Source organism: Alicyclobacillus sp. SO9 (assembly GCF_016406125.1).
In the GTDB taxonomy this organism is placed as follows: Bacteria; Bacillota; Bacilli; order Alicyclobacillales; family Alicyclobacillaceae; genus SO9.
Genome location: NZ_CP066339.1, coordinates 4,923,597 through 4,937,410, shown reverse-complemented (window position 1 = coordinate 4,937,410; position 13,814 = coordinate 4,923,597). Strand labels below are relative to the sequence as shown.

11 protein-coding genes are annotated in these 13,814 nt (G+C 47.5%); 7 read left to right on the top strand and 4 right to left on the bottom strand.

Annotation, left to right across the window (positions count from 1 at the left end; translation table 11 throughout):
- Positions 1-52 precede the first annotated feature (52 nt).
- Together GI364_RS23055 and glf are read left to right on the top strand one after the other, a co-directional pair.
- Complete coding sequence (locus GI364_RS23055; RefSeq protein ID WP_198851501.1) at positions 53-1,312, top strand: flippase; 1,260 nt, start codon at positions 53-55, stop codon at positions 1,310-1,312.
- A gap of 1 nt (position 1,313) precedes the next feature.
- A complete protein-coding gene (glf, locus tag GI364_RS23050) occupies positions 1,314-2,468 on the top strand; it encodes a UDP-galactopyranose mutase (RefSeq protein ID WP_198851500.1) in 1,155 nt (384 codons plus the stop codon).
- Between the two features lie 290 nt (positions 2,469-2,758).
- Here glf and GI364_RS23045 read toward each other — a convergent pair whose 3' ends face one another.
- Both GI364_RS23045 and GI364_RS23040 read right to left on the bottom strand, forming a co-directional pair.
- Positions 2,759-5,530 (bottom strand): glucosaminidase domain-containing protein, encoded by a 2,772-nt coding sequence (locus GI364_RS23045; RefSeq protein ID WP_198851499.1) that lies wholly within the window; start codon positions 5,528-5,530, stop codon positions 2,759-2,761.
- A 301-nt stretch (positions 5,531-5,831) separates the two neighbouring features.
- Positions 5,832-6,845, bottom strand: coding sequence for an LCP family protein (locus GI364_RS23040; protein ID WP_198851498.1), 1,014 nt, complete (start codon positions 6,843-6,845; stop codon positions 5,832-5,834).
- A gap of 438 nt (positions 6,846-7,283) precedes the next feature.
- On the opposite strand from GI364_RS23040, the gene GI364_RS23035 reads away from it, so the two are divergent.
- On the top strand, positions 7,284-7,544 hold the full coding sequence (locus GI364_RS23035) for a hypothetical protein (RefSeq protein WP_198851497.1): 261 nt from the start codon (positions 7,284-7,286) through the stop codon (positions 7,542-7,544).
- Between the two features lie 165 nt (positions 7,545-7,709).
- Here GI364_RS23035 and GI364_RS23030 read toward each other — a convergent pair whose 3' ends face one another.
- Positions 7,710-8,390, bottom strand: coding sequence for a YveK family protein (locus tag GI364_RS23030; protein WP_198851496.1), 681 nt, complete (start codon positions 8,388-8,390; stop codon positions 7,710-7,712).
- 19 nt (positions 8,391-8,409) lie between these two features.
- Positions 8,410-9,108, bottom strand: coding sequence for a CpsD/CapB family tyrosine-protein kinase (locus GI364_RS23025; RefSeq protein WP_233095926.1), 699 nt, complete (start codon positions 9,106-9,108; stop codon positions 8,410-8,412).
- Between the two features lie 214 nt (positions 9,109-9,322).
- Here GI364_RS23025 and GI364_RS23020 point away from each other — a divergent pair, with 214 nt between their 5' ends.
- From GI364_RS23020 to GI364_RS23005, 4 genes are all read left to right on the top strand, one after another.
- The gene (locus GI364_RS23020) at positions 9,323-10,096 is read left to right on the top strand and encodes a LamB/YcsF family protein (protein ID WP_198851495.1); all 774 of its coding nucleotides are present in this window, start codon (positions 9,323-9,325) and stop codon (positions 10,094-10,096) included.
- Positions 10,093-10,860 carry a 5-oxoprolinase subunit PxpB gene (gene pxpB / locus GI364_RS23015; protein WP_233095925.1) on the top strand — a complete coding sequence of 256 codons (768 nt, stop codon included), beginning with the start codon at positions 10,093-10,095 and terminating at the stop codon, positions 10,858-10,860. The genes GI364_RS23020 and pxpB overlap by 4 nt, the downstream gene beginning before the upstream one ends.
- Positions 10,861-10,943: 83 nt before the next feature.
- Positions 10,944-12,113, top strand: a complete 1,170-nt coding sequence (locus GI364_RS23010; RefSeq protein WP_198851494.1) for a class D sortase — start codon at positions 10,944-10,946, stop codon at positions 12,111-12,113.
- Positions 12,114-12,175: 62 nt separating this feature from the next.
- Positions 12,176-13,372: a 5-oxoprolinase subunit C family protein gene (locus tag GI364_RS23005; RefSeq protein WP_198851493.1), complete on the top strand. Its 1,197-nt coding sequence runs from the start codon at positions 12,176-12,178 to the stop codon at positions 13,370-13,372.
- The last annotated feature ends 442 nt before the right edge of the window (positions 13,373-13,814 follow it).

Here is a 13,814-nt window from a genome sequence, read left to right as displayed (position 1 = left end):
AACATAAACATCAGAGGAATTGTCCAACCATCATGTCGGATTGGGGAACACTATGTCAGTTCGAAGGAAACTTGTTACTAATGTTCTGTCACTCTCGAGCATCCAGTTACTTAACTACATACTGCCTTTAATTACATTGCCCTACCTTGTGAGAATCTTAGGCCCAAACAAATACGGTTTGGTAATGTTCATTCAGGCCATAGCCCAGTACTTCGTTCTTTTGACTGGGTATGGATTTAATATATCTGGGCCATCACAAATTGCCATCAAAAGACAAGACTCATATGAACTCTCAAGGGTCGTTACTTCAATTCTTTTCTCAAAGGTCCTATTGTTATTAGCATCTCTTATAGTCTTTTGCGGACTCGTTTTGGCCGTCCCCATTGTTCGCATCCATTGGTTGTTGAGTTTTGGAAGTTTTGGTTATGTTGTGGCGGATGTCGCATTCCCCATATGGCTGCTACAGGGGATTGAAGATATGAAGTTCATTACAATCGGCAATGTCATAGCCAAATCCTTGTCAACACTGGCGGTATTTCTCTTGATACGTCATCAGAGCGACTATTGGATGGTTCCCTTAATAATGTCCGTGTCAACTATTTTGGGCGGTGGTATCAGCTTTGGTGTAGCCTTCGCAAAGCATAATTTGAGGCTGGCGAAGATTGGTTTAAGAGACATTGTAGGCCAGTTAAAAGACGGTTGGCTGGTGTTTGTATCAACGATTTCGATTAGTCTTTATACAACCAGCAATCCCGTTATATTGGGGATGTTTGCAAACACGGCCATTGTAGGATACTATACTGCTGCTGAAAAACTTATTAACGCAGGACAAGGGCTTCTCAATGCGGTCCTTCAAGCCATCTATCCTCATGTTGCCCAATTGTTTCATTCCAGTCTGGAGAAAGGGTTATTGTTTATTAGAAGGGTGATTACGATCATTGCACCATCCACCTTTGCCGTAAGTCTTGGGATAATAGCGCTCGCTAAGCCCGTTATTGTGCTGATTTTGGGTGCCGAATATGGGCCATCCGTTGGGGTTCTTAGGATATTGGCTCTTCTACCGTTTTTGATTTCCTTAAGCAATATTTTCGGCATTCAAACCATGTTAAACAACGGTATGAAGAGACCGTTTACCGTGATAATTTCCATAGGAGCGGCCTGCAACTTAGTGATGTCATTTTCCTTGGTCCCGTTTTTTCATCAAATTGGTACGGCAATAAGTGTAACCTTCTCTGAATTTGTCATCACGTTAACTATGTTTTTAGTTCTTCAAATCAGGGGTATTAATACATTTACAGGAAAGGCGAGATAATATGCAATTTGACTACGTTGTGATAGGCGCGGGATTTGCGGGTGCGACAATAGCAGAGCGCATCGCCACAGTGTTGAAAAAAAAGGTCTTAGTGATAGAGCAAAGGAGCCACATTGGTGGTAATGCCTATGATACTGTGGATGAAAACGGTATTCTCATTCACAGGTATGGGCCTCATATCTTCCACACCAAGTTGCCGCACGTTTGGGAATATCTCTCTGAATTCACCGATTGGACAACGTACCACCATCGGGTTCTTGGAGTCATTGACGGAAAAACGGTTCCGATTCCATTCAATTATGAGTCCTTACATCAAACCTTCCCTCCAGCCCTTGCCAAACGAATAGAGGAGAAGCTAACCCACCAATTTCAGTATAATTCAAAAATACCAATCTTAAGGTTGTTGGAGGAATCGGACGCAGACCTTCAATTTTTGGCTGATTATATCTACAATAAGGTCTTCCTGAATTACACAGTTAAGCAATGGGGAGTTAGACCCGAGGAGATTGATCCCACTGTTACAAGTCGTGTGCCGATTTATCTCAGTCGGGACGACAGGTACTTTCAGGACAAATACCAAGCAATGCCTAAAAAAGGCTATACAAAGATGTTTGAATCGATGCTTTTCCGTGAAAATATCTCCTTATTGTTAAATACAGATTATAAGGAAGTTCTACGTGCAGATCTAGAGACTGGCGACTTGTTTGTCTTTGGCCAACCTTTTCAAGGCACTGTAATTTACACTGGTCCCATTGACAGCTTCTTTAACTATCAATTCGGTGAGCTGCCGTATCGCTCTCTAAACTTTGAATTTGAGCATTATGAGACCGAATTTTACCAAAGCACGGGAACAGTAAACTATCCGAACGACTACGATTTTACAAGGATCACAGAGTTCAAGCACCTCACCGCGCAAACTAGTTCTTCCACCACAATAGTGAGGGAATACCCGCAGAGTTACGTTCCAGGTGTGAACATCCCCTACTATCCTGTTAAAAATGACGAGAATCATGCTCTTTATAGGAAGTACATGCAACGTGCGAAGGATCTGCGCAAGGTAATATTTTTGGGACGGCTGGCTGAATATCAGTATTATGATATGGATGCAGTTGTTTCAAAGGCACTCAAGGTTTTTGCGGAGAAAATCAACTCTTAAGCACTTTGACCGGGTATGGCTGAGGGGGAATGGAGCATGTCAATCCTGTGCAGTATAGCATCGGCGTCTCCGTGCTTTGGCTCAAGACGATGTTTTGGATCATCACTGCAGTTGTCAGGTCCGCATGCCAACGGCTGTTGATCCGTTCCATGAGACTCCTGCTAAAATTGCTTCAAAACCTACCAATGACATGTCAAGCACAGTGGACCCAGGGTTTAACCCTGGGTCCACTCATACTACTGGTGCATTCTTACCGAAACTGGCACAACACGTCACCGTGTTTAAAGATCTTAGCTTGATGCAGGAACTGCAATTCCAGGAAGCCCAAGCATCTTAATCATGTTGCTCTTAACAACGCCTCTAATTACCGTTCCATCGTCTTTAACTACCGAAACACCGACGTATCCGGCCGAACTCGATGAAGTAACAACGTAGTCCCCAGCATGTACGGTCCCAATCTCATTTGACCCAGGCGCAGAATACACAGGGATTTGTACTGTAGACGGTGTAACAGAGAGAGAGCCGCTACTGTCAACATAGGAGGAAGGTTCTATCTTCTGTACGTTTGATAGGGACACGTACTGCGCGTCTATCCATCCCTTATTCGGGACGTGGTACCATTGAACAAATTGGGATCCAACCATTCCGAGAACAATACCATCAATAGACACGCTATCAGATGTATTGAGATAGTTTAATGGAATTCCCTGCCTCGAAGCGTAGACTTCGACAAGCTTTTGCCAAGTGCTTGCATCGCATTCAGTAGAAAGCGAAAGCGAGTTAGCAGCCTCGAAGCTGTGCAGTGCACTCAGGGTGTTGGGCCCAAAGTCGCCGTCAATTCCCTGCGGGCTGTATCCTGCTCCTAATAACAATGTCTGCATTTCTCGTACCGCTGCACTGATGTCTCCTTCTTTCACAGGCCCTTGATACATCAACGAAGCACCCAGTTGGTAACCAGGGCTGCCTTGATAGCTCGCAGGCATAATAGGTACGCTTGAGTAGTTGCTGCCTCCGGTGATTTTACCGACAGCGTCCTGCAAGTGATATATTGGGGCCCAATTAGATGTAGAAAGTGGTGCAGGCGGCTGGTTGCTCGCTAGATACTGCGGATAATCCACAAATCCAGAAGGACCGGCAGTGGACGTAACGTACTGGTTCATGATGCTAGCTATGGGATCAGCCCATCCAGAAACACCGGCGGTCGCATAATTTTGGGCCATTCCAAGCAAGGTGGGTCCTTTTGACGTTGAATAATAAGCACCATTCGAATCAAGATACTGGTGTTTCACAAACCAGCCTTCATAAGCAATAGCGTATCCCGCCGACGGGAAGCTGGCTGCCGCGTCGGGAGTGTTTGTATAGGCTGCAAAGCCGAACAGATTGTTCCTTCCAAGCGCAAAATTGCTATTTCCCCAACCGGTTTCGTCAATGGAATGTGAAAGGAGATACACGGCGTTTACGGAATACTGCGACTGCGTCCATAGATAGGCGCTGCCCAACCCCTGCAATGGACTCCCTCCGCTATTGGGGTTCTTGGTCAGCCAACTATTAATCTGGCCTGCCGTCACGGATTTTGGACTTGGAAATCTCAGGTCTACAGTGGCATAATAATTACCCAGCGGTTGCATGTATACCTGTTGCCATTGGGCGTTCTTAACGATTCCCCCTGGGATACTTCCAAGGGATGCCTTGGCATTTCTAAGACTCCAATATATTCCTAAAATAGTATTGCTCTTTTGTGAAGAGTAGGTAAAATATTTTTCGGGCTGACTGAAAATCGTCTGCCCTCCCGACGTTTTAACGACACCGCCATAAGTATTTGTTAAGGATGCGATGGCGGACTGTCTGGATGGGAAGGTTTGTAGGACCTTTGACGAATCTGGTGAAGCGTAGGTGTCGTAAGTTGTCTGTTGATATACAACTGCCCAGTTTTGATTTTTAATGATTGCCCCTGGTTGTGCGCTTACCGAAGTAATTGCTGAGCCCAAAGTAGGGTACATTCCGGTAATCTGGTTGCTTGAAGAACTATCATACGTAAGGTAGACACTGTGTGGTAGCACCGGCTGACGGTATACGACTTGCCAGCTGGAATTTTTAATAATTCCACCGGGAGTATTGGCCAGCACTGCAACTGCACTTTGTTCCGTGTTGTACATGCCGGTTATGTTTGAACTAGACGCAGAGTCATAGGTGAAATATGTTTGGTGATTTGGTTCAGTGTAGAGTTTGACCCAATTTTGGTTTTTGACGATACCGCCAGGCTTGTTTTGAAGTGATGCCACCGCGTCGCTTATTGAAGAGAAGGCTCCAATAATCTGGTTGCTGTTTGAGCTTGGATATGTGTAGTACTTTGGTGAAGCCGAAGGCGATGGCTCCTGAAACACGGGAACCCATGAACTGTTTTTAACGATCCCGCCTGGGTATCCGTTCAATGATAAGACAGCGCTGTTCAAAGAACTGTAAACGCCGACAATGGAACCGCTGGCCTTATGGTAGGTAAAATACTTATCCGTTTTCGGTTGAGTGTACACAACTTGCCATTTTTGATTCTTAACAATGTAACCAGTCTTACCCTGCAGGGAACTGACTGCCTGCTGAATATTGCGGAAAACACCTACTATTGTATTAGATTTGTCACTGGAGTAGGTGTAGTAATGGGGTCTCGTATCTGGTTGGTTAAATACAACGTTGCCTTGTTGGTCTCGAACGACTCCCCCCGGCGTTCCGCTTAACGTTGCTGCCGCTTTGGGTAGGGTTGGATAAGTGCCCATAACGTTGCTTGAGGATGTACTGGCATAAGTTCGATACAAGGGTTGCTGGTACAGAGTTGCCCAAGAAGAGTTCTTCACAATCCCCCCAGGGGTCTGAGCTAACGACGCAACAGCTTTCTGTATACTATTGTAAACGCCAACGATATTGCCTCCGGGTTTATGGTAGGTATAGTATACTGGTGCCGCGGGTGAGGACTGCGCATACGCTGTTTGCGGATGCAGACCTAAATACGCAGCGCTGGTGGGGAGTGCCAACGCTAAGATGGCAAGAGAGAGTTTTGCATTTTTCACGGAATTATCACCTGTTTGCTATAATATTTCGGGGAGATAGGTGCTCGACATCGGAAGACAAAAGCAATATATTCCTATAGAGTATTTTTCTTCTCTTATATGCCGATCTCCTGCTAGTAAGTTGAAAATATTGTGGCAGGTTTGTTGGGCATAGCTGGGCAAAACGGGACGAGGGGATGCTAGTGGGAGTAAACATATGCGGTCCGAGCATGGGGTTCAAAAACACTCCCATTGGTCATATAACAGCAGTTTCAATGCCCAATCCATGTCTGTGATTGGGCATTGGATAATTTTGTTTCGCTTAGTTCGTAAAATAGTTCTTGACTACGCTCTTCAACTGGCCCGGATTCATTACAATCTCATCGTCCTTGGCCTTCAGAATATCATTATACAGTACTTCGCTCTTGCCCTTGACCTGTCGATAGTGAATCTGCTGATGAGGGTGGAAGTCTCCCTTTACGCCAAGCGCAAGACTCATGATATCGCTCTTGGTCATGTTTGTTGCAATCAGGAACTTTGGTAAGGTGTTTGCCAGTTTCGGCAGTTTGGTCACGTTAGCCGGTTTCAGTATGGCCTTTGCGATACCAATCAGTGCCTCCTCCTGCAACCGTTGTCTTCCGTAGTCCGTTCCAGGCAGAGAATACCGTTCATGAACGACCTCTGTCACGTCGCGGCCCTTGAAGAAATGAGTCCCCTTCGTGAAGACTTTTCCCTGGTCTTGTGGATACCAAGCGTGAGTGAGCTTGACGTTGAACGGCAACGTCATGTTAATGCCGCCAATGGCGTTGACCATATCCTGGAGCCCCCAGTAGTTTGTTTCCGCATAGTAGTTGATGGGGACGCCGGTTAACCGTGAAATGGATTCAACGGCTCGTACAATACCGTGCTTTGTTCCGTGGTTGACCTGATCCATATACTGTACACTGGTCAGCTTGGTGTAGCCGTATCCCGGGTCATAGACACGTGTATCTCGGGGAATGCTAAGCATGTTGTATTGATGTGTGTTCAGGTTTACGTGAATCAGCACCATGGAATCCGAGTGACTTACCTTTTGGCCTGGTCGTGCATCAGAACCAATCAGCAACATGTTGAAAATGCCGGCCTTTTCCTTTGTTGCACCTGCAGTATTTCCGGTGGAATTAGCACCGCCAATGGTTTTTAGATTATTAAAATGTGTTGTTGGCTGCAACGCCTGATACTCGTACACGCCAAACCCAGCTCCGGCGCCAACCAAAACGCCAAGCACCGTTAATGTATACTTTAAGCCTCTATGCCGTTTTTTAAAGCCCTTTTCCATTGCAGTCTTCTTTGCCATTCACAATCTCCCTTTGCATATTCTACAAAGCCTTAGCTATTTTCTCATGATTACTCAAATAAATCTACCAAATTACCAATTTCGACAAAATAACATTTTGCAATACTTCAATAATATACCAGGGTTTCGTCAGTCTTAAAATAGGGTCACTTATCATTAGACGATGTGTGCAGTCTATGCGTTACAAAATCGGTGACAAAAACCTGATGGAATGAAACTGGAGTCTCTCGCATAGACTGTGACAGACGAGAGACTTGACAAGCCGACAGTCCCAGAAAATCGGATGTTTTCGACACAATCTGTGAGAGTATGTCAAAATGCACTCAAACTCACACCTAGATTCTATCGGCAAAGCTTGATAACATAGAGTGAAAAGGAAAAAGACGTAAGCTGTACATGTGAACGCAGATGCAAAAGAGGAAACGGGGATGAGGGTTCGTGGCGACGAGGACATACTACTACTTTTGTGATTCATGCGGCGGAGACACGGCGACCTATGAATTGGTTTCGGCATGCCCTTATTGTCATGCGAGGAAACCCTCATTTACGCTGGTAGATGAGTCTGCTGAGGGATGGAGTTCAAAGCAGATTGAGCAACAAGTTGAGATGCTGAGGTCCAGGTGGTTGAGTAAGAGCGGAAATCATACGTTAGGCGTACCAAAACGAAAAGGATTTTCACTGTTTCGCAGAAGAGGATAACAGCAACTGGGTGCGTGTGAATTTGACGAACTGTAACTTGTGACGTGAAAACTATACGCTTGAAACATAGATTGTCAAAGAAGAAAGCGCAGGACCGATTCCTGCGCTTTCTTCTTTCCTGTGTCATGCTTATCTTAGTACTGAATGCGGCAGACCAACGGGGGCCTAGACCTCATTCTCGTAATCCATAATAGTGCCGAGTACCGGCAACTTCAGGTATCTGTCTACATCTTCTTCCGATTTAATCCGGGTGTCCAAGTACTCCAAGAGGAACGCCAAACCAATACTGACCATGAGTCCAAGAACCAGTGCGATGGCAAGATTCAACTTTTTGTTTGGTTTAACGGGTGATGGATTGGCAGGCAGAGTCGCCTTATCGAGAATTTGAACATTGTTGGAATGCATAATCTTGGTTGTTTCATGCTGTGTTACAGCCGCTACGCTGTTGGCAATTCTGACGGCTTGTTTTACATTTGGCGATGTCACGCTGACCTGAATCACTTGTGATTGGTTTGGGGATGAAACGGCAATCATGCTCCCAAGCTGGGCTGCCGTCAGGTTTAGACCGAGATCGGCTTTGACTGCATTTTCAACCGTAGCGCTCTTAATAATCTGGGTATAGGTTTTTACTAAAGCTTGGCTTGCATCGATAGCACTGATTTGGATGTTGTTCGCCTGACTGGATCGCTCGTTAACCAAAAGTGTGGAACTGGCTTCGTATTTGGGTGTAATGACAAAATACGAAAAGACACCGCTGATAATGAGAGCAATAATCGGAATGGATACAACAAGCTTCATCCGTTTCCGAATGATATTCCAGTATTGACGGAGTTCTAGTTCTTCCATTCTGTACCTCCTGGACGGTCTACGCGTTGGCCTGGACACCATGGCTGTAATAATAGTAATAGGAACCTTCGGATTTTCGAGGAACCCGGTTCAAGGTGGTACCCAAAATACGGGCATTTACCTGCTTTAGCATGCTGACGGCCTTGATTGCGCTGTTTCGGTTCGTGTTCTGGGCATCTACAACCAAAATGGTACCATCTGTGATTCGAGTTAAAATCAGCGCATCGGTGACAGCCAGGATGGGGGGGCTGTCAATAAAGACCATGTCAAAGTCCTCACGGCATCGTTCTACCAAGGCTGCAAAGGACTTGCTGGCCAACATCTCTGATGGGTTCGGTGGAATCGGGCCGCTTGGCAACAGGTACAAATTAGGAGTCTCTGACGTACTGATGCAATCTTTGAGGGCTCGTTCCTTAATCAGTACGTTGCTTAGACCGTCCAGATTGGAGATTTGAAACCGCTGATGAACCTGGGGTTTACGCATGTCTGCATCCAAGAGCAACACACGGTTGCCTGCTTGTGCTGATACAATGGCCAAGTTTGAAACCGTAGAAGTCTTTCCTTCTCCAGGTTGGCTGCTGGTTACAAGGATAACTTTTGTCTCTTGGACCACACCGGCAAACTGAATGTTTGTCCGTATCGTGCGAAAAGCCTCTGCAACAGGTGATTTTGGACTGGACTGTGCAATCGGCTGAGGATATCGATTAGAAAGTGCCACTGGTATTTTCACCCTTTCAACCCGGTGCGGTTGTGAATGAGTATCTATTGAGTACATCTCATTATGATTCGACGTCAACAGACGAATTCCTTCACACTGTATCGACAGGATTCTAGAGGCTGATACTACTATTCTATTTCACAATATGTGATTTCTGGAGTAAGGTAAAGTATAAGATTTTTCCGACATATCCTTTGTCAGGAGGTTTTTCTGGATGGACCTGAATTCTGATGTCGGTGAGAGCTACGGCGCGTTTACCATTGGCCAAGATGAAGACATGGTTCCATTAGTCAGTTCCATCAACGTGGCTTGCGGTTTTCACGGCGGCGATCCCGCTGTCATCCACAACACCATTCACCTCGCGAAGCAACACGGTGTCGGCGTAGGTGCACATCCATCGTTCCCTGACTTGCAGGGCTTTGGGCGGCGACCCATGCAGATGAAGCCTGACGACCTCTATGCTTCTATCATCTACCAGATTGGCGCTGTGGAGGCATTCACACGTATACATAGCCTGTCGCTGCAGCATGTAAAACCCCATGGTGCGCTGAACAATCTGGCGTGTGTCGACAGGGGAGTGGCCGAGGTCGTCGTGAAAGCTGTCAAAGACTATGACAGCAATCTCATTTTGCTTGCACCCTTTGGAAGTCAACTGGACTTAGCGGGTGATGATGGAGGACTGACAGTGGCTAGTGAAGTGTATGCTGACAGGAACTACGAGCCTGACGGAACACTGCGCAGCCGCAACTATGATGACGCGTTACTCACCGGTTCGAGTGAAGTTGTTCAGCACGTACTGCATATGATAAAAAACCATGAAATCGTGGCTGTAGACGGCACGAGTATTCCGGTGGAGGCCGACTCCATCTGTTTGCACGGTGACGGACAAACCGCTGTTGAGTTGGCAAAAGCCGTGCGGACTGCCCTGGAAAGGGAAGGTATTGCAATACAGCCGCTGGCAGTCTTAAAGCAGCGTGATGAATTGTGACGCAAACAAATGTAATTTATAAAACGAGTGGTGACACAAATCTCTTGGTGCAGTTTCACCATCAAGTAGATATAGAGACCAGCCGCCGAGTTCAGACTTTGGTCCAGTGGTTGGGCGAAGCAAGAATCCCCGGAATCGTCGAGTGGTCCTTTGGGTACTCGACAGTACTCATTGAATACAATCCTGTCATTGTCACAGAGCCCGAACTTCGTGCTCGGCTGACATCTGCTTTTGAACAATTTTCGACAAACCGCGTTGAGAGGCTGGAAGGGAACTCAGAGACATCCTCCAGATGCGTCATGATACCTGTGTGCTATGGAACTCATGGGAAGGAATTTGGACCGGATTTGGGACAAGTGGCCCATCACAACGAGATCAGCCAAGAAGAGGTCGTTCGACTTCACAGCCAGCCAGACTATTATATCTACTTTACCGGATTTCTTCCCAGCTTCCCATTTCTCGGAGGTATGTCTCCCGCCATAGCGACACCGAGGCTGAGGCGGCCGAGGACCAGGGTGCCAGCGGGATCGGTCGGAATAGCGGGGGAGCAAACGGGCATTTATCCCGTGGAAAGTCCGGGCGGGTGGCAACTGATTGGACGAACCCCTGTCAGCCTGTTTGACTTGAGGCGGGAACATCCCTTCCTGTTACAGGCAGGAGACTGGCTCCGGTTTCAACCCATTGACGCTGAGACATATGCCCATATAGCGTTGGAAAATGAGAGAACGCCTGCAAAGGTCGCCACTTGTCAAAGATTTCTTTAGGGCAGTCACGGATGAGAACGGCGCTATTTCTTTCTGCATTGGCTTCAATCCGTGATACCATAGGGTGGAGGTGAAGCAGGGGTATGAATTTAAGAAGATTGGCACTCGTTGGCGGCATCCTATTAGTGGGAGCAGGCGGCGCGATGCTGCTGCGCATTCCTTACTTCTATTATCATTCCAATCACGTTGGACACCAATTGCTGAAGGAGTCTTCCCAGCTAAATCCAACACATACGGGCGCTGTGGCGACAGCTACAACGGAAGCGACAGACAAACAGGTAAACGCTAAGCCGCCGAAAGAACTGCTGGGACGCGTCTATATTCCTGCTTTGCAGCTGAAAGCCCCTCTGGTTGAAGGAACAGCGGATACACAGCTGGCTGTGGGGGTCGGTCACTTAAAGACCAGCGTAATGCCAGGCAAAGATGGGACCAGTGTGATAGCAGCTCATAATGCGACTTGGTTTCGTCATATCAACAAACTGAAAACAGGTGCAAAAATAGATGTCTTAACAAAAACCGGATTGCAGACGTTTGAGGTGACCAAGCACAAGGTCGTTCGTACTGGAAGCCCCGTCTATAACTCCAGCAATCCAACGATTGTACTCGAAACGTGTTATCCAACGAATGCACTGTATCTGACGCCGTATCGGTTGCTGGTGTACGGTAAATGGGTCAGTTCATCCCCAATTGGCACTGCGCCAACGAATCATTCGGGCTCGGGCTCAGGCTCCACAGGCGCATCGACCGCCAATAGCACAGGCGGCCTACCCAATGGAGCAAATCTGCCCAGTATCTCTGATTCGGTCACAACTCAGTACACCACAAACATCCCGCAGAGAATCGTCAAGCAGGGGATAACGCTGACAACAAATTCTCTGCCCATGGGAGAACTAGTCTACTCCGGTACGCCAAGCAGCAAGTTTACACAGAGTAATTCACCACTGTCAGCCTCAGCAGCAGCGGTGAGACTGTATTTGGCAATGGTCCATGCCTCTTCACACAAAGACACGCAGGCGCTAAACCAACTGCTGCCGGCCACACTTTCTACCAATCCCTTCTTGGGTGTAAATCTGAAGCAGATTCACTATCTTCATAACTTTACGGTTACGTTGGATGTTCAGGGCAAGGCACTGCAAAAAATGACAGCAGTGACGGCTGTTAAAGTCAACGGATTGTCCTATGACATCACCGTGCACTACCAGGTGCAGCAAAGCAGTGTTTCTATCTCTGGGTTTGTTGTGAAAAAGAGATAATTAGGTTCGTGTTGTAGACGGAGTGCTCCATCTGCGTGTATGACGATGGAAGGAGGGAAGTGATGGCGAACAAAGAATCCCAATCCCCGCCCCAATCGACGAACACCGTCAATACACCGTTTCTGTCTCGGAAGACTGATGGGAGCGCTGATAGGCATTCCGAGATGCATGCCGATATGCACCATTTTGGGTATACCGTAGAAAAACAGCCTGCGGAGAGCCCGATCTTCATGGTGAGAAAGCCCGGCCTTCTCACAACCATACAAGACGGCGGGCGCGTTGGTTACAAGTCTTTTGGGGTTCCCGCCTCCGGTGCTGCGGACAAGTTGGCTTGGCAGACAGGCAATGCACTTCTGGGAAACTCCGACGGGTGTGCAGCCCTCGAGATGACGCTCTTGGGACCAGAGCTTGAAGTCCTGAGGACAACCCGCATAGCGGTGACCGGAGCCGACTTAGGATTGAAGGTTGGCGGGAGAAGCATTCCACCTTGGTCTGCCTTCACGATTCACACGGGTGATGTCCTTCAATTGACGGGCACCGCTCCACCAAACCAACAGGCGCAACAGCATGTAGGCGGAGAAGAGCCCCAAACTGCAGCAACGGTCGGATGTCGTGCCTATTTGTGCGTTCAAGGTGGATTACATGGTGATGCGGTACTGGGAAGCAGTTCGACTGACGTCACTTTAGGAGTCGGAGGACTGGCAGGAAGGGCTCTGCGTGCAGGAGACTTGCTGTATGCCAACGCCGGTTCAAGCCTCAATCATCTCTATGAAACACCTCCTCATCCGCTGCGGCGGGTACAGACCCTTTGCAGGGATACCGTTTCCTACATGAATGCTCCTGTTACGGTACGTATTCTCGAAGGTCCTCAGCGTCATCATTTCACGGATACAGCCTGGGATACCTTACTTCACTCTGAATATCGAGCCACTTCAAACTCCAACCGCGTTGGTGTGCGTCTTGAAGGCCCGATGCTCAAACACAATGAATTGGGTGCCGACATTCTCTCCGAACCGATTCCTGAAGGCGCTATTCAGGTGCCTGCCTCTGGTGAACCCATTGTTCTCTTAGCCGATCACCGTACCGTCGGCGGCTATGCAAAGATTGCCACCGCTGTCTCGGTGGATATTCCTAAATTGGCCCAGTTGCGATCGGGGGATGCCGTGCGTTTCCAAGCAATATCTGTGCGGGAGGCACAGGCATTGTTGCTTGAACAACATCAATGGCTGCAGATGATCCGGATTCTCTGGCGCGGTTAAATAACAAAATGAAGCCCATTGCCCATTTAATCGTTGGCGCGTTGGTTAGTGATCCTTCTGCTCCTTATTATGATGCCCGCCACATGATAGTGATCGATTCGATCACTATCACCAACAGGCCGTCTAAAATAGGGATCCCTTTGCTCCCTATCATCCACGTTCCATTCTGCCTCTCCCCACATTAGTGTCCTTTGATGACACTAATGTACTGAGCTAGGTCGCATTAGGGATCTTTGCGATCACAATGGCATTGCCCCTCCGCCGATAGTGATCTTTCGAGGACATATTTAGTCATACTTGACTGGAGTTGGAGGCAGAATTCGACATAAGTTGACAAAAGTATACTCCTTGTAAGAGACTAAACCAAGATTAGTGATAGTGATGCTTGGAAAGAAAAACACGAAGCCTATGTTGCGAAACGGGCAGGGATAACAGGAGCTAT